This is a genomic window from Spirillospora sp. NPDC049024 (assembly GCF_040649235.1).
Taxonomy (GTDB): domain Bacteria; phylum Actinomycetota; class Actinomycetes; order Streptosporangiales; family Streptosporangiaceae; genus Spirillospora.
In genome coordinates this window covers 122396-142690 of record NZ_JBEZFD010000010.1, presented here as the reverse complement: position 1 = coordinate 142690, position 20295 = coordinate 122396, and the positions used below count along the sequence as shown (strand labels likewise).

The window sequence follows — 20295 nt, the reverse complement described above, 5'->3', positions numbered from 1 at the left end:
CCAAGTGTAGGGCGGCACCGCGGCCCGGATCCGGCGGTTGCGCCGGATCCGGTCGCGGCGTCAGATCTTCAGGTATCTGCGCAGGGTCAGGAACGAGGAGACGGCGCACAGCAGGACGCCGAAGCAGATCGACACGATGATGACGAGGATCACCACGCTCCAGCCGAGCTGGCTGACGAGCTGGACGTCCCCCGCGAGTCTGTCGACCAGGAGTTTCTTACTGAAGATCAGCAGTACGGAGGCGAACAAACCGCCGATCAGCCCGGCTATCGCGCCCTCCAGGATGAAGGGCATCTGGATATAGGTGTTCGACGCGCCGACCAGCCGCATGATGCCGGTCTCCCGGCGCCGGTTGAACGCCGACAGCCGCACGGTGTTGCCCACCAGCATCACCGCGGCGATCACCTGGATCAGCGCGATCGTCAGCGCCGCGACCTGCAGGCCGTTCAGGATGCGGAAGAACCGTTTCAGGATCTCCTGCTCGTTGATCACCGAGTCGACGCCGGGCTGGTTGAGCATCGCCTGCGCGACCGCCTTGTACTCCTCCGGGTTCTTCAGCTTCACCCGGAACGAGTCGGGGATGTCGCCCTCGCGGGTGCTCTCCACGAAGCCGGGCGAGCCCGCGAAGCGGTCCTTGAAGCGGGCGTAGGCCTGCTGCTTGTTCTCGTACTGGACCTGCGAGACCTGCGGCATCTTCTCGAGCTGCGCCTTGAGCGTCTGCCGCTGCTGGTCGGTGACGTCCTGCTTCTGGCAGACCGGGTTCGAGCTCGTCTTCGCGCACAGGAAGATCGACACCTCGATCTTGTCGTACCAGTAGCTCTTGGACGCGGAGACCTGCTGCCGCAGGAGCAGCCCGGTGCCGAAGAGCGCCATGGCGATGGCGACGGTGATGACGAGGGAGATCGTCATCGTCATGTTCCTGCGGAGACCGATCCAGATCTCCTGGAGAACGAACTGTACGCGCATGCCTCGCTGTCCTTGATCGCCGTTGCCGGGCCGGGAGCCGGGGCGGCCGCGGGACGCGGCGCCGGCGGCCGCCTCTCGGGCACCCTCAGGGTGTCCTACGACCCGGCGGGAATCGATGGTTCAGATTTCGCTGCGCCCGTTCCGGCGCGCATGTGTCAGTACGCCTGCCCGTACACGCCGCGCGACTGGTCGCGGACGACGCGGCCGTCCTCCAGCTCGACGACGCGCTTGCGGAACGCGTCGACGATGGCGGCGTCGTGGGTGGCCATGACGACGGTGGTGCCGGTCCGGTTGATGCGGTCCAGCACCTTCATGATGCCGATCGAGGTGGCGGGGTCGATGTTCCCGGTCGGCTCGTCGGCCAGCAGGATCATCGGGCGGTTGACGAACGCGCGCGCGATGGCGACGCGCTGCTGCTCGCCGCCGGACAGCTCGTCCGGCATCCGGTGGGCCTTGCCCTCCAGGCCGACCAGGTCGATGACCTCGGGGACGACCTTGCCGATGAACCGCCGCGGCTTGCCGATCACCTCGAGGGCGAACGCGACGTTCTCGAAGACGTTCTTGTTGGGCAGGAGGCGGAAGTCCTGGAAGACGCAGCCGATCCTGCGGCGCAGGTGCGGCACCTTCCAGTTGCTCAGCCTGCTCAGGTCCTTGCCCGCCACGTGCACGTGACCCTGGGAAGGACGCTCCTCCTTCAGGATGAGGCGCAGGAAGGTCGACTTCCCGGAGCCGGACGGACCCACCAGGAACAGGAACTCGCCCTTCTCGATGGCGACGTTCACATGCTGGAGGGCGGGCCGGTTCTGGCTCGGGTAGACCTTGGTGACGTTGTCGAAGTGGATCACGGCTGCATCACGGCGGTTCGCTGTAGGGGTTGGGGAGCGGGCCGGCCCGCGGCCACGGAAGAGTCCGTGACCCCTTGCCTGCGCCGCCCGGCTTCACGGCCAGGTGGGACGCGGAGCCTTCGAGCAGTGTAGAGGGGAGAGGCGACCGCCTCGTCCCACTCGGAGCGGTACGGGCGCCCAGGGCCGGCACCGCGTCCGATCTGTGCGTGACGTCCGATCAGTGCCATGTGAACCGTCTCCCGACGTCCGGTCGTTTCATACCGGCTTTGCCCCCGGACTTGCCGGAACGACCATACAGTCCGGCTACGCTGGATGATGGCGAAAGATACCTAATAGATGGACGAACGACCAGACAGGCCGACGCTTCCCGCACGGACCACGTGCCGTTGTCGGAGATTGGGGCCCACGACATGAGCTGCGAACATCTCATCTGTGCTCGGTGCTCGAACCCGGTGGTGGAGGGCCGCTGCCCCACCTGCCGGGAGGCCCGCTCGGAGCTGCACGACCACGGCCCGTCCGTGCCGCCCGCCGTGGTCCTGGCGATCCTCGTCGCGCTGCTGTTCGCGGCGCTCGTCCTCCAGCGCGTCTACGGCTGACGCGGCGCCCTACGGCTTCTTGACCGGCCCTAGGGCTTCTTGATCGGCCTAGGGCTTCTTGATCGGCGGCGTGGCCGCCTTGGTCACCGCGCCGTCGTCGGCGAGCATGTGCGCCTTCACCTGTGCGGCGCGCTTCTTGGCCTTCGGCGGATCGAACGCGGCGAAGTGCAGCGTCGCCGTGGTGTCGACCTCGTTGCCCTCGACCGCCCCGTCGAGGAGGTGCTCGGCCTCCTGCGGGATCTCCGGCTTCGGTGTGCGCGGGTCCTTGGCGACCAGCGAGGTGTTGCGGAACAGCGAGTAGATGACCAGCCCGCCGCCGTGCTCGGTCCGCAGCCCGAAGTAGGGGAACGGCGTCGCCGTGTAGACGACCGTGTAGGTGATGTCGTCCTTCTTGGCCTTCTTCCTGGCGCGCTTGGCGTCCTGGTAGAAGCCGGTGGTGACGGGGTTGGACTTCATCACCTTCGCGGCGACGCTGCGCGGCCCCTCGGCGGCGATCGTCGCCTGGATCCCGCCGACGTCGCGGGGGCGGATCAGCAGGGACGCGTCGCCCGCGCTGAGGGCCGTCGCGTAGCCGGCGGCGTCGATCGCCACCTTCGGCTCCTTGGCCTTCTCCTGCAGGACGGTCGCGACCGTGAGCTTCCAGTGGTCGGACGGCCCGCGCAGGATGAAGCCCATCAGCACCCTGCGCTTGCTCTTGGGCCGGTCCATGACGGAGCGGTCGACCGACACCACGAACCACTGCGGGTAGGCGGCGTCCTTCAGCTTCGGCACGTACAGCCTGGGCTTGCCGTAGCCGAAGCGCGGCACCGGGTCGCCGTCGTAGGCGGCCTTGCGGAACTCGGCCGCGGTGAGCTGGGACTGGCCGTCCGACGTCCACGTCAGGGCGAGGCGCTCATCGCCGGCGGCCCTGGCCACGTCCTCGTCGGTGACGTAGGACCGGAACGCCTGCTCCGCGACCTGCGGGGTCAGCGCCACCGGCGCGGGCGGGGACGTCTTCGGCATGGTGACGGTGGGCCGCGCCTCCGTCTTGCCCTCGGCGCAGCCCGCGGCGGTGAGCAGGGCGAGCAGCACCCCGGCCGCGACCACCCGCAGGAAGCTGTGCAAAGACCCGTCCCCCGGACCGAGATTCCAGGGCCGGCCGCCCTCGGCCGACCTCCTCGGCCCGTGATTCTGCCATCCGCATGATATTGGAGGGACCTCCGGTCGTCCGCCATGGGGCGATAAGCATGCCGGGACGGCGATAAGCTCGGACCGTGGCAGGCATCGAACCCGAAGAGCAGCTCAAGGAGCTCGGCTCGACCCTGTCCAGCATCGAGCAGGTGCTGGACCTCGACGGCATGCGCCGCGACATCGCGGAGCTGCGCGAGCAGTCGGCCGACCCCGACCTGTGGAGCGACCAGGAGCGCGCCCAGTCGGTGACGCGCCGCCTGTCGTACCTGGAGAGCGAGCTGAACCGCGTCGAGGGCCTGAGGCAGCGGCTCGACGACACCGCCACGCTGTACGAGATGGCCCGGGAGATGGACGACGCCGACACGCGCACGGAGGCCGACGAGGAGCTGGCCGCCCTGAACAAGGCCGTCCAGCAGCTCGAAGTGCGCACCCTCATGTCGGGCGAGTACGACGCCCGCGAGGCGCTGGTCACCATCAACGCGCAGGCCGGCGGGGTGGACGCGGCCGACTGGGCCGAGCAGCTCCAGCGGATGTACCTGCGCTGGGCCGAGCGGCACGGCTACCCGACGGAGGTCTACGAGACGTCCTACGCCGAAGAGGCCGGGATCAAGTCGACCACGTTCACCGTGAAGGCCCCCTACGCCTACGGGACGCTGCGCGGCGAGCACGGCACCCACCGGCTCGTCCGGATCTCCCCCTTCGACAACCAGGGCCGGCGGCAGACGTCGTTCGCGGGCCTGGACGTCGTCCCCGTGGTGGAGCAGAGCGACCACGTCGACATCGACGAGACCGAGCTGCGGATCGACGTGTACCGGTCGTCGGGGCCCGGCGGCCAGGGCGTCAACACCACCGACTCGGCCGTGCGGATCACCCACATCCCGACCGGCATCGTCGTCTCCTGCCAGAACGAGCGAAGCCAGCTGCAGAACAAGGCCACGGCCATGAACGTCCTGCAGGCCAAGCTGCTGGAGCGCAAGCGCCACGAGGAGGCGGAGAAGCTCTCCGAGCTGCGCGGCGAGGGCACCACGAGCTGGGGCACGCAGATCCGCAACTACGTCCTGCACCCGTACCAGATCGTGAAGGACCTGCGCACCGGCGTCGAGGTCGGCAACCCCACCGCGGTCCTGGACGGCGACATCGACGAGTTCATCGAGGCCGAGATCCGCTGGCTGCGCCAGCAGGAGATCGCCTGACCCCAGGCCCGCCCCGCGAGCGGCGGCACCTTTTTCGGCCGACTTTCGTGTTCATAGAGTGACTGTGCGGTCACTCTGCGAGGATGCCGGGTGGTTCGATCAATGTCGCCATTCGGGGGGGCCTCATGGCCGCACGCACTTTCGTCTCCATGCTCATACCCGGCCTGCTGGCCGCCGCCGTGAGCACCGGCTGCTCCGGCAGCACCTCCTCCTCCGCGGCCCCGGGGAAGCCGCAGGGGGCGCCCGCGCTCACCAAGGAGCAGGCGCAGCAGGTCCTCGCGTCCTTCACCGCCGGGATGAACAGGGCGGGGCACAGGTTCAGCGGCCGGACGCTGCGCACGGTCGAGGCCGACCCGCAGCTCTCCATGGACGTCGCCGCGCTCAAGCTCCGGCGCGCCGTCCGGCAGCGTCCGCCGAAGGTGGCCTTCGCCCACCCGACGTTCTACATCCCGCGGCTGACCGGCTACCCGCACTGGTTCGCGGCCGACGCCGTCACCGGGCAGGGCAAGCGGGCGCTGCGCCACGCGCTGCTGTTCACGCAGGCCGGGCAGGGCGCGCCGTGGCTGCTGACCGCCGACCCCTACCCGTCCGAACTCGCCCTCGGCCACGTCGCGCTCGACCCGCAGGGCTACGCCACCCCGGTGGCCCCGGACGTCAAGGACCTCGCCGTCCAGCCCGCGAAACTCGCCCAGGCGCACGCCGCGCTCCTCACGGACGGGCCCGGCGCCCCCGGGGCGGCCCTCCTCGCGGAAGGGGCCAGGACCACCGAGACCTACAAGGCGCTCAAGGAGGGCGAGAAGAGCCTCGCCGCACGCGGGGTCACGCTCTCGTCCCGCTTCTCCCCCTCGCAGTACAAGGTCTACGGGCTGCGCACCAAGGACCGCGGGGCCGTCGTCTGGTACGTCCTGAAGCAGAACGAGGCGTACTCGGCGGCCCGGCGGGGCCGCATGACCGTCAGCGGAGACCTCGTCGGCCTCGCCCCGCCCGCCAGCGCCCGGACGCGCCTGGACACGATCGTCCTCGTGCAGTACCTGGCCAGCGTTCCGCCCAAGGGCCGCGCCACGATCAGCGGCATGTACCGCAAGGCCATCACCGCCCAGGGCTCCTGAACTCCGTCGGGTGCCGGCCGGTCCCGCCCCTCCTGACCGCTGCGGCGGGCCCCGGTCGGCACTCGACGGTACTTATTGCTTTCATCTCCTCCTTCGGGAACTAACGCTCTGGGGAGGAAACCCCATCGCGGCGACCCCAGCCCGTACCGCAACCACGCGACAACCTCCATGGTTGCGATCGCGTCCGAAGGCAGGTTCGAGCGAAGCAAGAACCTGATCGCGCAGCGAGCCGCCAAGGCGAGACGGAGCGATGCCAGCGATCGCCCGCTTTTTCGACGATGGAGGGCCGCCAGGCCCGAAGGAGGAGAAAAAGCTATTCAGCAGGGAGGGAGCTGGAGGTGACCAAGGTGCGGATGGCGCCTAGGGCCACTGAGAGGGTGGCCAGGTCGAAGCTGTCGCTCTCCCAGATCTCGCTGAGGGTCTGCTGGGCGCGCTGGACGGCGGGCCTGTTCTTCTCCGCCCAGTGGATCATCCGCTCCTCGGGGTTGCCGCCCGGCTCGCTGGTGATGAGGACGTCCCGGGTGAGGGCGGAGTGCGCGGCGTACAGGTCGTCGCGGAGGGCGGAGCGGGCCATCGAGCGCCACTTGTCGTCGCGCGGCAGGGCGATGATGCGCTCGCGCAGGCGGGACAGCTGGAGCCGGTCCGCGAGGTCGAAGTAGATCTCGGCGACCTCCTCCACCGGACGTCCCGTGTCGTGCGCGATGCCGACCACGTCGAAGGTGGAGTAGGCGGGGACGAACGTGGCGCACTGCTCGGCCAGCTCGTCCGGGACGCCCAGCTCGGCGAAGCCGTCGCGGCGCTGCTCGAACGCGGCGAGGTCCAGCCCGACCAGGAGCTTCGACAGGTGCGCGCTCAGGGTGGCCGCGCCGCCGGTGAAGAAGTCGATCGTCTCCTGGATGTCGAACGGGGGCCGCCGGTTGTGCAGCAGCCAGCGGGCGCCGCGCTCGGTCAGCTTGCGCGCCTCCAGCAGCATCGCGATCTGCGTCGACTCCTCGACCTGGTGCGACAGGTTCTCCACCGACTTCCAGAAGCGCGGCATCTGGAACACGTCGCGGGCGACGAGGTAGGCGCGGGCGATGTCGGAGGAGGACGCGCCCGTCTCCTCGTTCATCCGGAAGACGAACGTGGAGCCGCTCGCGTTGACCACGTCGTTCACCACGGCGGTGGTGATGATCTCGCGGCGCAGCGGGTGCCGGTCCATGAAGGGCCGGAACCGCTCGCGCAGCGGCGTCGGGAAGTAGTCGACCAGCCACGACTCCAGGTAGGGGTCGTCGGCGAGGTCGGAGGCGACGAGGTCGGCGTCCAGCGCGAGCTTGGCGTAGGCGACCAGCACCGAGAACTCGGGGCTGGTCAGGCCGTGCCCGGAATGGCGCCGCTCGGCGAGGGCCTTGTCGTCGGGCAGAGCCTCCAGGCGCCGTTTGAGGCGGCCGTCGCGCTCCAGCTTGCGCATGTACCGGGCGTGGACGTGCAGCATCGCCGACGCCTGCGCGCGGGACGCGGCGAGCACCACGTTCTGCGCGTAGTTGTCGCGCAGGACGAGCCGCCCCACCTCGTCGGTCATCTCGTAAAGCAGGCCGTCGCGCTGCTTGCCTTCCAGCTCCCCGTCCCGCACCGCCTGGTCGAGCAGGATCTTGATGTTGACCTCGTGGTCGGAGGTGTCGACGCCCGCGGAGTTGTCGATGAAGTCGGTGTTGATCAGGCCGCCGCCGCGGGCGAACTCGATCCGGCCGAGCTGCGTGACGCCGAGGTTGCCGCCCTCGCCGACGACCTTGCAGTGCAGCTCGGCGCCGTCCACGCGGACGGGGTCGTTGGCCTTGTCGCCGACGTCGGCGTTGCTCTCCAGCGACGACTTGACGTAGGTGCCGATGCCGCCGTTCCACAGCAGGTCGACCGGCGCCCGCAGGATGGCCCGGATCAGCTCGAAGGGCGGCAGGGTCTTCACCCCGTCGCCGAGCCCGAGCGCCGCCCGCACCTGCGGGGTGATCTGGATCGACTTCACGCTGCGGGGGTACACCCCGCCGCCCTTGGAGATCAGCGAGGTGTCGTAGTCGCCCCAGCTGCTGCGCGGCAGCTCGAACAGCCGGCGGCGCTCGGCGAACGAGGCGGCGGCGTCCGGGGCGGGGTCGAGGAAGATGTGCCGGTGGTCGAACGCGGCGACGAGCCGGATGTGCTCCGACAGCAGCATCCCGTTGCCGAACACGTCCCCGGACATGTCGCCGATGCCGACGACGGTGAAGTCCTCGCTCTGGATGTCCTTGCCGAGGGCCCGGAAGTGGTACTTCACCGACTCCCAGGCGCCGCGGGCGGTGATGCCCATGCCCTTGTGGTCGTAGCCGACCGAGCCGCCGGAAGCGAACGCGTCGCCGAGCCAGTAGCCGTACTCGGCGGCGACGCCGTTGGCGATGTCGGAGAACGTCGCGGTGCCCTTGTCGGCGGCGACGACCATGTAGGTGTCGTCGCCGTCGTGGCGGACGACGTTCGGCGGCGGCACGACCTTGCCGTCCACGAGGTTGTCGGTCAGGTCGAGCAGGCCGGAGATGAAGTCCTTGTAGCAGGCGATGCCGGCCTTCTGCCACGCCTCCCGGTCGACGGACGGGTCGGGCAGCTGCTTGCCGACGAAGCCGCCCTTGGCGCCCGCCGGGACGATGACGGTGTTCTTCACCGCCTGCGCCTTGGCCAGGCCGAGGATCTCGGTGCGGAAGTCCTCGCGCCGGTCCGACCAGCGCAGCCCGCCGCGGGCGACCGACCCGAACCGCAGGTGCACGCCCTCGACCTTCGGCGAGTACACGAAGATCTCGTACATGGGGCGGGGCTGCGGCAGGTCCGGGATGCCCTCCGGGTCGAACTTCATCGCCAGGTACGGCTTGTTCTGGTAGTGGTTCGTGCGCAGGGTCGCCTGGACGAGCGCCAGGTAGGCGCGCAGGATCCGGTCCTCGTCGAGGCTCGCGACGTCGTCCAGCTTGCCGCGGATCTCCTCGGTGATGCCGGCGCTGCGCTCCTCCTCGCCGCCCCGCAGCGAGGGGTCGAGCCGGCTCTCCCACAGCCGGATGATCAGCCGGGTGATCGAGGCGTTGCGCAGCAGCACCTGCTCGATGTAGCGCTTGGAGAACGTCGTGCCCGCCTGCCGCAGGTACAGGGCGTAGGCGCGCAGGATCATCGCCTGCCACCAGGTCAGCCCGACGTGCAGGACGAGCGCGTTGAAGCCGTCGTTCTCGATGCCGCCGCGCCACAGCATCGTGAAGGCGTCCTGGAACAGGTCCTTGACGGCCTCCGCCGGGACGTCCGCGGGCGGCACGTACCGCAGCCCGAGGTCGTAGATCCAGAACCGGCGGCCGTCGGAGGGGTTGATCTCGTACGGCCGCTCGTCGATCACCTCGACGCCCATGTTCTGCAGCAGCGGCAGCACCCGCGACAGCGAGATGGGCTCGCCCAGCCGGTAGATCTTCAGCCGCCGCTCGCCGGGCCCGGCGCCGTCCGGCGCGTACAGGTCGATCGAGGTGTCGGTGCTCTCGTCGAGCGCGGCGAGGCGGCGCAGGTCGGCGACGGCGGTGCGGGCCGGGAAGTCGGCCTTGTAGCCCTCGGGGAACGCCTCGCCGAAGGTGCGGCCGAGCGTTCCGGAACGTTCCTCTCCGGACTGCTCGGCGATCGCGTCGGCGAGGTCGTCCTCCCACGAGCGGGTGGCCTGGGCGAGCCGCTCCTCCAGCTCCGAGACGTCGACGTCCGGCAGCGGGCGGCCGCGCTCGCCGCGGACCACGACGTGCAGCCGGGCCAGGATCGACTCGGTGACGTTCGCGCTGTAGTCGACGCTGACGCCGTCGAACGCCTCCCTGAGCAGGTCCTGGATGCGCAGCCGGATCTTGGTGGTGTAGCGGTCGCGCGGCAGGTAGACCATGCAGGACATGAAGCGGCCGTACAGGTCCTTGCGCAGGAACAGCTTCAGCTGGCGGCGCTCGCGCAGCCGCAGCACGCCGAGGGAGATCTTCAGCAGGTCGTCGACCGAGATCTGGAAGAGCTCGTCGCGCGGGTAGCTCTCCAGTATCTCGATGAGGTCCTGGCCGTCGTAGCTGTCGGGGGCGAACCCGGCGCGCTCCAGCACCTCGTCGAGCTTGGGCCGCAGCACCGGGACGTGCGCGATCGACTCGCTGTAGGCGACGTGGCTGAACAGCCCGAGGAACCGGCGCTCCCCGATCACCTCGCCGGACTCGTCGAACTTCTTCACCCCGATGTAGTCCAGGTACAGGGGGCGGTGGACGGTGGAGCGGGAGTTCGCCTTGGTGAGGACGAGCAGGCGCTTCTCCGTCGCCTTCTCGCGGACCTCCGGCGGCAGCGCGGCGAAGCTGTCGGACTCGCGCTTGTCGTTGCGCAGGATCCCGAGGCCGGTGCCCGGCTCGGGGCGCAGCGCCGTCCCGTCGCCGGTGAGCGTGTAGTCGCGGTACCCGAGGAACGTGAAGTGGCCGTCGGCCAGCCAGTCGAGCAGCTCGACGCCTTCGGCGAGCTCCTTGGCCGGCAGCGGCGGCGGCACCTCCTGGACCGCGGTCGCGATCTCGTGGGCGCGGGCGCGCATCTTGGGCTCGTCCTCGACGGCGACCCGGACGTCCTGCAGGACGCGGATCAGGTCCTTCTCCAGGGTGTCCAGGACGACCTGGTCGGTGGTGCGGTCGACCTCGATGTGCATCCACGACTCGTCGACGTCGGCGTCGCTGTCGTGGTTGCCGCGGAAGGCCCTGAGGTGGCCCGCGACGTCGCGGTCCACGCCCAGCAGCGGGTGGACGATCATGTAGGTCGCCAGGTGGTGGCGGGTCAGCTCCATCGTGACCGAGTCGACGAGGAACGGCATGTCGTCGGTGACGACCTGGACGACGGTGCGGCCCGGGTCCCAGCCGTCCTCCTGGAGGGTCGGCGTGAAGACGCGCACCTTCGCGCGCCCCTGCGGCCGCTCCTCGCCGAGCGCGCGGTGCGCCATCGCGGGCCCGCAGATGTCGGCCGGATCCCGCTCCAGCAGGTCCTCGCGGGCGACCTGGCGGTAGTAGAGGCGGAGGAAGGCGAAGGCCTCCTCCACGTCCCCGCGCGCCTCCGGACGCCTCGCGCACGTCTCGGCGGCCCGCCGGAGCAGGTCGTCCTTCGCTTGATCGAGCATGCCGCTCATCGACAATCTCCCCTTGAGACCCATCGCCACCTCGTTGTGGCGCCGCTCACTGCACGAGCGTAGCCAGGAATCGCCGCAAAGCCGACCTGGTCCCGTGCATGGCCGACGTGGCCTATCCCACCCTGTCAGGGTGCCCGAAGCGACTCGGGCCGATCATGTGATTCGGTGCCGGAGGGAGCGTCAGCCCGCGGCCTGGCCGGTGGTGCCCGCGCCGCTGCCGGTGCCGGTGCCGCCGCCCCCGGGGTCGGTGCCGCCGCCTCCGGGGTCGGTGGGGGTGTCGGTCGGCGTGTCGGTGGGGCCGGTGGACGGGTCGGTCGGGTCGGTGGGCGTGTCGCTCGGCGGCGTCGTGGTCGGCGAGTCGGACGGGGTCGGGGTGCCGCTCTGGGTCGGGCTGCCGGTCGGGGTGGGGTCGCCGGTGGGGGTCGGGTCGTAGGACGTCGGCGGCCCCTCCCGCACGGGCTGCCGGCTGGTGGGCGCCTCGGTGGTCGGCACGACGTCGCTCGACGTGGGCGGCCCGCTCGGGTCGCTGACCTTGCGGCCCGCCTTGCCGCCGCCGTCGGAGCCGAGCAGCAGGACGGAGGAGATGACGATGACCGCGACGAGCAGCGCGGCGGCCCCGGCGAGCGCCGCGGAGCGCCCCGAACCGGTGAGCGAGCGCCGCAGCCCGCCGCCCTCCCCGCCGGCGGCGTCGCCGGGCATTGTCTCGTCGGCGGCCCACGCGGCCGGCGCGAGCAGCGGCTCGGCCTCCCGCGCCGCGTCGCGGTCGGAGGCCGGCGCGTCGAAAGCGTCGTCGAAGGAGTCGTCGAAGTCCGGGGTCCGGTCGAACACCGGGTCGTCGTCGAACACCGGGGTGTCGGCGAACACGGGGTCGGGCTCGAACACCTCGTCCTCGTCGCCGCCCTCCGCCGCCAGGACGGACCCGGCGGCCAGCATCGCGGTCTCGTCGGTGTCGCCGGAGGGGCGGGCGGCGGGACGCGCCGCCTCCTCGTGCCCGAGCAGCCGCATCAGCACCTGCCGGGCGCCCGGGCGCCGGGACGGGTCCTTCTCCAGGCAGTCGAGCACCAGGTCGCGCAGCGGCCCGTCCAGGCCGCCGAGCTCGGGCTCCTCGTGCAGGATCCGGTTGATCACGGCGGGGATGGTGTCCTGGCCGAACGGCGGCGCCCCGGTGGCGGCGAAGGCCAGCGTGGCCGCCCAGCAGAACACGTCCGCGGGCGTCCCGACCTCGTCGCCGCTGATCTGCTCGGGCGCCATGTAGGACGGGGTGCCGATCACCCGGCTGGTGAGGGTGGTGCCGCCACTGAGCGCGCGGGCGACGCCGAAGTCGATGACGCGCGGGCCGTCCGGGCCGATCAGCACGTTGTGCGGCTTGAAGTCGCGGTGGACGATGTTCGCCTGGTGGATCGCGGCGAGTGCGGTCGCGGTGCCGACGGCGAGCCGGTCGAGCGCGGCGCCGTGGAGCGGGCCGTCCGCCAGGACCTGCTGGTTCAGCGACGGGCCCGGCACGTACTCGCTGACGATGTAGGGGCGGTCACCGGTCGCGTCGGCGTCGATCACCTGCGCCGTGCAGAACGGCGCCACCTGCTTGGCGACCTCCAGCTCGCGCAGGAACCGGGCGAGCGCCTTGTCGTCGGACGTCAGTTCGGCGTGCAGCAGTTTGATCGCGACCTGCCGGCCGTCCTCGGCCACGCCGAGGAACACCGTGCCCTGGCCGCCCTCGCCCACTCGGCCGATCAGGGCGTACGTCCCCAGCCGGTCCGGGTCTCCGGACCGCAGCGCCCCAACCTCCATGCGTGGAACCGTCCCTCTCCTTGATCGACGGATCGAGCGAGCCCCGACCCGGATCACCCCTCCGACTGTGTGACGCGCGAGACACGAGGCAAGTTCACCCGATCCCGCGACCATTCGGAGCGAACTGGTCCATCGCCCCCGGTGGCCAGCTTTGGGTCGGCTACCACCCTAATGGCGTCACATCCACCTGTGCCCAGGACGCGCCAGATGTCACTCCGGAAGCCCGATTCACCATGGGTAGCCGGGGGACTACAGACGTCGTGTCACTGCGGAAGCTCGTGCCACTACAGAAAGCAGCGTCACTATCGATAGCAGCGTCTCTCCTGAAGGAAGTGTCACTCCGGAGCGGTGTCGTTACAGAGCAGTGTCGCACCGGCGGCGGAGGCGCACGGCGTAAACGGCGCCACGCGCGGGACACTGGGCACATGGCGACACTCGACGGCCGCCGCGTCCGCACGCGCGCCGAATTCATGGACGAGCACGGGCTCGGCCGCAGCACCCTGGAGAAGTGGTACCGCGAGCGCGCCTCAAACGGCCACCCCGAGGCGGTGGGGACGGTCGGCTCCCAGCTCGCTTGGGACGCCGACGAGTGGGCCCGCTGGTACGAGGCGCACCGCTCCCGGGACGTCCCGGCCGGCCTCGCCACCCGCGACGAGCTGGCGGCGCGCCACGGCCTCAGCCGCCACCGCCTCAAGCAGCTCTGGGCGGACCGCGCGTCCAACGGCCACCCCGAACCGGCGCACCGCGCCGGCAAGGCCCTGTACTGGGACGAGGCCGCCTGGACCGCCTGGTACCGCGCCCTCGCCGAGCGCCCGGCCGAGGAGGGGCCCGACGACCTCGTCACCTTGGCCGAGGCCGCCCGCATCCTCGGCCTGGCGCAGACGAGCGTCACCGTCTACGCCAGGCGCCCGCCCGCCGGCTGGCCGGAGCCCGCCAGAGTGGAGCCGCTGGGAGGGGGCCGCGTCCGCCGGCTCTACCGGCGGCGCGACGTCCTCGCCTACGCCGCGGCCAAGGGGTGAAGCCGAGCCAGGGGTGAAGCCGGGCTGCGGGGTAAAGCCGGGCTGCGGGGTGAAGCCGGGCTACGGGGTGAAGTGGGTCAGGACCTCGGGGTTCGCCATGGAGTCGCGGTTGGCGGCCTTGTCGACCGGGGTCCCCTGGAGGATCTTGCGGACGGGGACCTCCAGCTTCTTGCCGGACAGCGTGCGCGGGATGCCGGGCACGGCGGTGATCTCGTCCGGGACGTGCCGGGGCGACAGCGCGGACCTGATCCGCTTGCGCAGCTCCGCCACCAGCTCGTCGGTGAGCGAGGCGCCCTCCGCGAGCTGGACGTACAGCAGCAGCCGGCCCTCCTGGCCGAGGCGCCCGGTGTCGATCACGAGGCTGTCGGTGATCTCGTCGAACGCCTCGACGACGCGGTAGAAGTCGGACGTGCCCATGCGGACGCCGCCGCGGTTGAGCGTGGAGTCGGACCGCCCGTAGATCACGCAGCCGCCGTCCGGCAGGACCTTGATCCAGTCGCCGTGCCGCCACACGCCCGGGAACATGTCGAAGTAGGAGCCGCGGTAGCGCTCGCCGTCCTCGTCGTTCCAGAAGAAGACGGGCATGGACGGCATGGGCTCGGTGATGACCAGCTCGCCCACCTCGTCGACCACCGGCTTGCCGTCCTCGGTGTAGGCCTCCACCTTCGCGCCGAGGCCGCGGCACTGGATGACGCCGGCGCGCAGCGGCAGGAGCGGCGACGGGCCGACGAAGCCGGTGCACAGGTCGGTTCCGCCGGAGAAGGAACCGAGCAGCAGGTCGCTGCCGACCGCCTCGTACACCCAGGCGAAGCCCTCGGGCGGGAGCGGCGACCCGGTGGAGCCGATGCCGCGCAGCCGGGACAGGTCGAGCTCCTCGCCGGGGCGGCGGCCCTCCTTCGCCGACGCCGTGATGTAGGGCGCGCCGACCCCCATGTAGGTGACGCCGGTGTCCGCGGCGAGCGTCCAGAGGTCGAGGGGGGCGCCGTCGTACATGACGACGGTGGACCCCACCAGCAGGCCGCCGATGAGGTAGTTCCACATCATCCAGCCGGTGGTGGTGTACCAGAAGAACACGTCCTCGGGGCCGAGGTCCTGGTGGAAGGACAGCGCCTTGAGGTGCTCCAGGACCACGCCGCCGTGGCCGTGGACGATCGGCTTCGGCAGCCCGGTCGTCCCGGAGGAGTAGACGACCCACAGCGGATGGTCGAACGGGACGTCCTCGAACTCCAGGGTGTCGTGGCCCGCCCGGGGCAGGTCGCCGTAGTGCATGCCCACGCGCAGGCCCTCGGGGGTGGCGGCCGGGTCCAGGTACGGGACGAGGACGGTGGCGGCCAGGCTCGGCAGCGCGGCCTCGATCTCGCCGACGACCTCCCGCCGGTCGAACCGCTTGCCGTTGTAGGCGTAGCCGTCCACGGCGATCAGGACCTTGGGCTCGATCTGCGCGAACCGGTCGATCACCGAGGAGGACCCGAAGTCGGGCGAGCACGACGACCAGACCGCCCCGAGCGACGCCGTGGCCAGGAAGCAGATCAGCGCCTCGGGGATGTTCGGGATGTAGGCGGCGACCCGGTCGCCCTTGCCCACGCCCAGCCCGGCCAGGCCCGCGCGCACCTCCGCGACGTGCAGCGCCAGCTCGCGGTACGACAGCACCCGGTGCCCGCCCGCCTCCGAGCGGAAGACGACCGCCGTCTCGTCGGGAGAACCCTCGGCCCGGCGCAGGGCGTTCGCCGCGTAGTTGAGGGTCGCGCCGGGAAACCACTTCAGCCCGTCGACCGGCATGGGGCCGCCCGTGCGGACGGGGCCGTCGCCGCGCTCGCCGACGACCTGGAAGTACGACCAGATCGCGTCCCAGAACGCGTCGACCTCCGTGACCGACCAGCGCCAGAGCTCGTCGTAGGACTCCGCGAGGACGCCCCGGTCCCCCAGCCAGTGGGCGAACCGCGTCACCCGCGCGTTCGCGACCACCTCCTCCGACGGCTCCCACAGCGCCGAACCCTCGGATACCTCCCGGGCCATACCTCTCCCTCCCCGCCGCGCCACGCTGCGCGACCGTCCCAATATCGGCCCCGCCCGGCACACCGTGCAACTTGCCCGCCGTGCCCGCCGTCAAGCCCGGCAACCCCTCCTATCGCAGGTCAAAACGCATCTTCGGGCAACCCCGCGCTCCCACACAGAAAACGCCCCGCACATCCTCCGCTCCCACACACCCCGAGAACCGGCAGGTCGAACGGTGCACACCGCCGTGCACGGCGATATGTAGGACCGCGGGATGGACGCCCTCGCAGTGCCCATTCACAGGGAGGGGATCAGCCCCGCAGGAAGCGGCAGTTCTCGCCGCTGACCCACAGGGCCCCCTCGGCCGCGCCGGTCGGGCAGCGGTAGGTGTCGTTGTTGCGGCGGTCGACGATGGTGACGTCCGAGACCGGACCCCACTGGCCGGGGTCGCAGTTCCGTCCCTGGACCTGGGGGATCCGCGGCTCCACCTGCTCGCACACGGAGATCTCTCCGGCGCGTTCGGCGCCGGCCCGGACGGGGTCGGCCGGGGGCGTGGTCAGGATGAGCGCGGAGGCGCCGAGGACCGCGGCGAGGACGGTGGACACGGCGAGCGCACGACATGTCACGATAATCACTCCTCGTTGTCAAGTGATTACCCGAAGTTATCGACGGCGCGCCCGTCGTGCTGCCCTCCCGAGGTGACATCTTCGTCCCGTCCGGGGGTCTTCTCGCGGCGCCTCACATCCGGGTCAGCTCGGCGACCGCGCTCACCACCGCGTTCGTGTCGGCGAGCGTCGCCAGGACCCGGTCCGCGCCGGCGGAGCGCAGCTCGGCCTCGGTGGCGCTGCCGGTGGCGACGGCGATGACCGGCGAGCGGGCGATGTGCGCGGCCTGGACGTCGCGCGGCGAGTCGGCGATGTAGACGGTCGCGGACTCGGGGTAGCGGGCGCCGTGCCGCTCCCCGGCGCGGGTGCGGGCGAGCTCCAGGAGGGCGGCCTTGCTGTAGACGCCGTTCTCGTAGCCGCCGGCCTCGAGGTCGAGGCGGCCTGCGAGGCCCAGCTCGGTCACCTTGAGCACGGCGTTCGGCTGGAGCGATCCGGTCAGCACCGACTGGACGACGCCGGGCACGTGCGCGAGCGCCTCGACGGCCTCGCGGGCGCCGGCGAGGACGCGGCCGTGGGCGCGCAGGTCGGCGCGGCGGCTCGCGAACGCCTCGGCCAGCGCGTCGAAGAAGGCGGGGAGGTGGTCGTCGGTGGTGACGACGTCGTTGAACGCGAGGGTCTCGAAGATGATCTCGGATTCGGTGCGGCCCGGCGTGGGCGCCAGGCGCAGCAGCGGCCGCCCGATGATCCGCTGGAACGCCTCGGCATAGGCGTCCCGGGTGATCCGTCCGACGTCGACCAGGGTGTGGTCGATGTTCCACAGCACGAGACGGTTCAGCGTCGACATCCCGTTCCCATGACGGCTCCAGGGGGTGTGCACAGACGCCGCCCCTCGGACGGCGAGGCGAGCCTATCGTCAAGCCTCTCACCGCTTCGACCGGTCGTGAAGGGGGCGGGGAGCTCAGCCCATGTGGGGGTAGCGGTGGTCGGTGGGCGGGACGAAGGTCTCCTTGATGGAGCGGGCGCTCGTCCAGCGGGTGAGGTTGAAGATCGACCCGGCCTTGTCGTTGGTGCCGGACGCGCGGGCGCCGCCGAACGGCTGCTGCCCGACGATCGAGCCGGTCGGCTTGTCGTTGACGTAGAAGTTCCCGGCGGCGAAGCGGAGGCGCTCGGTGGCCTCGGCGACGGCGGCGCGGTCGTCGGCGATGACGGCGCCGGTCAGGGCGTAGTCCGAGACGCCCTCCATCTGGGTGAGGACGCTGTCGTAGTCGACGTCGTCGTAGACGTGGACGCCGAGGATCGGGCCGAAGTACTCGGTGGTGAAGATCTCGTCGGTGGGGTCGGACGACTCCAGGACGGTGGGGCGCACGAAGTAGCCGCGCGAGTCGTCCATCTCGCCGCCGGCGAGCACTGTTGCGCTGTCGATCCCGCGGGCGCGCTCGATGGCGCGGCGGAGCTTGGCGAAGGCGCGGTCGTCGATCACGGCGCCCATGAAGGCGGACAGGTCGTCGGCGACGTCGCCCATGGTGAGGGCGTCGACCTCGGCGCAGAAGTCGTCGCGCATGCCGTCCCAGATGGAGCGCGGGATGTAGGCGCGGGACGCGGCGGAGCACTTCTGGCCCTGGTACTCGAAGGCGCCGCGGACGAGCGCCGTCTTCAGCACGGCGGGGTCGGCGGACGGGTGCGCGACGACGAAGTCCTTGCCGCCGGTCTCGCCGACGATCCGGGGGTAGCCGCGGTAGCCGGCGATGTTCTCGCCGATCGTCCGCCACAGCTGCTGGAAGGTGGCGACCGAGCCGGTGAAGTGCAGGCCGGCGAGCTCGGGATGGCGCAGCGCCACCGCGGAGACGGCGCGGCCGTTCCCGGTGACCATGTTGATCACGCCGGGCGGGAGGCCGGCGGCCTCCAGCAGGCGCATCGTGTGGTGGGCGGCGAGCTGCTGCGTCGGGGACGGCTTCCACACCACGACGTTGCCCATGATGGCGGGCGCGGTCGGCAGGTTCCCGGCGATCGCCGTGAAGTTGAACGGGGTGATCGCGAGGACGAAGCCCTCCAGCGGCCGGTACTCCAGCCTGTTCCACACCCCCGGCGACGACAGCGGCTGCTGCTCGTGGATCTGCTGGGCGTACCGGACGTTGAACCGCCAGAAGTCGATCAGCTCGCAGGCGGCGTCGATCTCGGCCTGCTGCACCGACTTGGACTGGCCGAGGATCGTCGCGGCGTTCAGCGTGGCCCGCCACGGCCCGGCGAGCAGCTCGGCGGCGCGCAGGAAGATCGCGGCGCGGTCGTCGAAGGACATGGCCCGCCAGGCGGGCGCCGCCTCCCGCGCGGCGGCGATGGCCTCGGTCACGTCCGCCTCGGTGGCCTCGCCCATCCGGCCGAGGACGTGCCCGTGGTCGTGCGGCTCCACGACGTCGACGGGGGTGCCCGCCCCCATCCGCCGCTCGTCCCCGATCGCCATGGTCAGCTCGGTCTGCGCGCCGCCCAGTTCCTTGATCCTGGCTTCCAGCGCGGCCCGCTCGGGGCTTCCCGGCGCGTACGTCCTGACCGGTTCGTTCATCGGAACCGGCACGGTGGTGACGGCGTCCATCTGACGTCTCCCTGCGATCCGGCGGCATGGTCACGGCATAGTCCGACGTGCCGGGGGACCTACCCCGCGCCAGGGCCGCTAGTCGAGGAGGTGGGCGAGTTCCTGGGTGGCGTACCAGAGGAGCTCGTGGCCCTCGGCGCCGTCCACGGTGAAGCGGGCGTCGTCGTCGCCTGCGTCGGCGGCCGCGAGGGCCTGCACGGCGGCGGCGATGTCGGGGACGGCGTCCGGGTCGTCCACGTGGCCGGAGGCGATCCGCTTCCACGGGACGGGGGCGGCGAGCTCGACGAGGGCCCGCTCCCCGTTGCCGAGGGCCGCGTCGCCGCGCGCCCAGGCGACCTGGTCGTCCGGGACCTCCGCGGCGAGCACGACGCGGCGGCGCGGGGCGGACGGGTGGGCGGCGAGCAGGCGCAGCGAGGCGCGGGCGGCGGCGGACATCGCCGCGTACTCCAGCTCCTCAAGGTCGCCGTCGGCGTACCACTCCCGCAGCGCGGGCGTGACCGCGTGGGCGGCGAGCGGCGCGGGGCCGATCTCCCGGGCGGTGTGGACGCCGGCGAGCAGCGTGAGCGTGGACGGCAGGTAGACGCGCATGACGGTCAGCAAGTCTGCCAGACGGTCAGGGCAGCAGGTCCATTCCGCGCAGTTCGGCGATCGTGGTGTCGGGGGCGGTGTGCAGGATGCCGCGGATGCCGAGCGACTCGGCGGCGCGGACGTTGTGCTCGATGTCGTCGATGAAGACGCACTCGGCGGCGGCCAGGCCGAGCAGGTCCAGGGCGTGCCGGAAGATCCGCTCGTCGGGCTTGCGCATCCCGACCTCGCAGGAGATGACGACCGCGTCGAAGAGCTCGGCGAACAGGTCGCGGGGGTACTCGTTGCCCCAGGAGTTCGACAGCAGGGCGGTGCGGGCGCCGGTGGCGCGGACCTCGCGCAGCGCGTCGTACATCGGCTCGACCGGGGCGAACGCGCCGAACATGCGGGTGATGAGCCCGGCGGCCTCCACGGGGTCGCCGTCGACGGTGAGCAGCTCGGCCGCGAGGAGCCGCTCGAACTCGGCGGTGGGCAGCGAGCCGTCCTCCAGGCCGTGGACGGGGTTCGTCCCGGCGCCGTCGTAGGCCTGCTTCACCCAGGCGCGCATCACGGTCTTGTAGCGCTCGACGTCGATGCGGTCGGCGGCGAGCCAGACCTGGATGGCGTCGGCCAGGGGGGAGGTGAGGACGCCGCCCCAGTCGGTGATCACAGCTTTGACGCTCACGCGCCGATGGTAGGCGATCCTCGGCGA

At 71.2% G+C, this 20295-nt stretch carries 15 protein-coding genes; 4 read left to right on the top strand and 11 right to left on the bottom strand.

The genetic code is table 11. The features are described from left to right. Window positions 1–60: 60 nt before the first annotated feature. Window positions 61–966 (bottom strand): permease-like cell division protein FtsX, encoded by a 906-nt coding sequence (gene ftsX / locus AB0C21_RS20180; RefSeq protein WP_149259207.1) that lies wholly within the window; start codon window positions 964–966, stop codon window positions 61–63. A gap of 155 nt (window positions 967–1121) precedes the next feature. Then, window positions 1122–1811 carry a cell division ATP-binding protein FtsE gene (ftsE, locus tag AB0C21_RS20175; protein WP_021597771.1) on the bottom strand — a complete coding sequence of 230 codons (690 nt, stop codon included), beginning with the start codon at window positions 1809–1811 and terminating at the stop codon, window positions 1122–1124. A 410-nt stretch (window positions 1812–2221) separates the two neighbouring features. Here ftsE and AB0C21_RS20170 point away from each other — a divergent pair, with 410 nt between their 5' ends. Further along, window positions 2222–2407, top strand: a complete 186-nt coding sequence (locus AB0C21_RS20170) for a hypothetical protein (RefSeq protein ID WP_149259206.1) — start codon at window positions 2222–2224, stop codon at window positions 2405–2407. A 48-nt stretch (window positions 2408–2455) separates the two neighbouring features. Here AB0C21_RS20170 and AB0C21_RS20165 read toward each other — a convergent pair whose 3' ends face one another. Beyond that, window positions 2456–3511: a DUF8094 domain-containing protein gene (locus AB0C21_RS20165; protein WP_500205930.1), complete on the bottom strand. Its 1056-nt coding sequence runs from the start codon at window positions 3509–3511 to the stop codon at window positions 2456–2458. Window positions 3512–3660: 149 nt separating this feature from the next. On the opposite strand from AB0C21_RS20165, the gene prfB reads away from it, so the two are divergent. Together prfB and AB0C21_RS20155 are read left to right on the top strand one after the other, a co-directional pair. After that, window positions 3661–4770 carry a peptide chain release factor 2 gene (prfB, locus tag AB0C21_RS20160; RefSeq protein ID WP_149259204.1) on the top strand — a complete coding sequence of 370 codons (1110 nt, stop codon included), beginning with the start codon at window positions 3661–3663 and terminating at the stop codon, window positions 4768–4770. 125 nt (window positions 4771–4895) lie between these two features. Next, complete coding sequence (locus AB0C21_RS20155) at window positions 4896–5879, top strand: DUF8094 domain-containing protein (protein ID WP_500205929.1); 984 nt, start codon at window positions 4896–4898, stop codon at window positions 5877–5879. Between the two features lie 313 nt (window positions 5880–6192). Here the strand turns inward: AB0C21_RS20155 and AB0C21_RS20150 are convergent, their stop codons facing one another. Next, window positions 6193–11025: an NAD-glutamate dehydrogenase gene (locus tag AB0C21_RS20150; protein ID WP_500205928.1), complete on the bottom strand. Its 4833-nt coding sequence runs from the start codon at window positions 11023–11025 to the stop codon at window positions 6193–6195. A gap of 180 nt (window positions 11026–11205) precedes the next feature. Beyond that, window positions 11206–12813 (bottom strand): serine/threonine-protein kinase, encoded by a 1608-nt coding sequence (locus tag AB0C21_RS20145; RefSeq protein ID WP_500205927.1) that lies wholly within the window; start codon window positions 12811–12813, stop codon window positions 11206–11208. 425 nt (window positions 12814–13238) lie between these two features. On the opposite strand from AB0C21_RS20145, the gene AB0C21_RS20140 reads away from it, so the two are divergent. Beyond that, on the top strand, window positions 13239–13832 hold the full coding sequence (locus AB0C21_RS20140) for a hypothetical protein (protein WP_500205926.1): 594 nt from the start codon (window positions 13239–13241) through the stop codon (window positions 13830–13832). A gap of 60 nt (window positions 13833–13892) precedes the next feature. Here AB0C21_RS20140 and AB0C21_RS20135 read toward each other — a convergent pair whose 3' ends face one another. From AB0C21_RS20135 to AB0C21_RS20110, 6 genes are all read right to left on the bottom strand, one after another. Then, window positions 13893–15848, bottom strand: coding sequence for an acetoacetate--CoA ligase (locus tag AB0C21_RS20135; RefSeq protein ID WP_500205924.1), 1956 nt, complete (start codon window positions 15846–15848; stop codon window positions 13893–13895). Between the two features lie 290 nt (window positions 15849–16138). Beyond that, complete coding sequence (locus tag AB0C21_RS20130; RefSeq protein ID WP_500205923.1) at window positions 16139–16453, bottom strand: hypothetical protein; 315 nt, start codon at window positions 16451–16453, stop codon at window positions 16139–16141. Window positions 16454–16565: 112 nt separating this feature from the next. After that, window positions 16566–17276, bottom strand: a complete 711-nt coding sequence (locus AB0C21_RS20125) for an HAD family hydrolase (protein ID WP_149259197.1) — start codon at window positions 17274–17276, stop codon at window positions 16566–16568. A 114-nt stretch (window positions 17277–17390) separates the two neighbouring features. Beyond that, window positions 17391–19019 (bottom strand): L-glutamate gamma-semialdehyde dehydrogenase, encoded by a 1629-nt coding sequence (gene pruA, locus AB0C21_RS20120; protein ID WP_500205921.1) that lies wholly within the window; start codon window positions 19017–19019, stop codon window positions 17391–17393. Window positions 19020–19097: 78 nt separating this feature from the next. Beyond that, window positions 19098–19607: a DUF6912 family protein gene (locus AB0C21_RS20115; protein ID WP_500206185.1), complete on the bottom strand. Its 510-nt coding sequence runs from the start codon at window positions 19605–19607 to the stop codon at window positions 19098–19100. A 25-nt stretch (window positions 19608–19632) separates the two neighbouring features. After that, window positions 19633–20268, bottom strand: a complete 636-nt coding sequence (locus tag AB0C21_RS20110) for an HAD family hydrolase (RefSeq protein WP_500205919.1) — start codon at window positions 20266–20268, stop codon at window positions 19633–19635. Window positions 20269–20295: the final 27 nt, after the last annotated feature.

Coding starts and splice junctions, on each gene's coding strand:
- ftsX (WP_149259207.1), bottom strand. CDS start 966: ATGCGCGTACAGTTCGTTCTCCAGGAGATCTGGATCGGTCTCCGCAGG.
- AB0C21_RS20170 (WP_149259206.1), top strand. CDS start 2,222: ATGAGCTGCGAACATCTCATCTGTGCTCGGTGCTCGAACCCGGTGGTG.
- AB0C21_RS20155 (WP_500205929.1), top strand. CDS start 4,896: ATGGCCGCACGCACTTTCGTCTCCATGCTCATACCCGGCCTGCTGGCC.
- AB0C21_RS20150 (WP_500205928.1), bottom strand. CDS start 11,025: ATGAGCGGCATGCTCGATCAAGCGAAGGACGACCTGCTCCGGCGGGCC.
- AB0C21_RS20145 (WP_500205927.1), bottom strand. CDS start 12,813: ATGGAGGTTGGGGCGCTGCGGTCCGGAGACCCGGACCGGCTGGGGACG.
- AB0C21_RS20140 (WP_500205926.1), top strand. CDS start 13,239: ATGGCGACACTCGACGGCCGCCGCGTCCGCACGCGCGCCGAATTCATG.
- AB0C21_RS20135 (WP_500205924.1), bottom strand. CDS start 15,848: ATGGCCCGGGAGGTATCCGAGGGTTCGGCGCTGTGGGAGCCGTCGGAG.
- AB0C21_RS20125 (WP_149259197.1), bottom strand. CDS start 17,276: ATGTCGACGCTGAACCGTCTCGTGCTGTGGAACATCGACCACACCCTG.
- pruA (WP_500205921.1), bottom strand. CDS start 19,019: ATGGACGCCGTCACCACCGTGCCGGTTCCGATGAACGAACCGGTCAGG.
- AB0C21_RS20115 (WP_500206185.1), bottom strand. CDS start 19,607: ATGCGCGTCTACCTGCCGTCCACGCTCACGCTGCTCGCCGGCGTCCAC.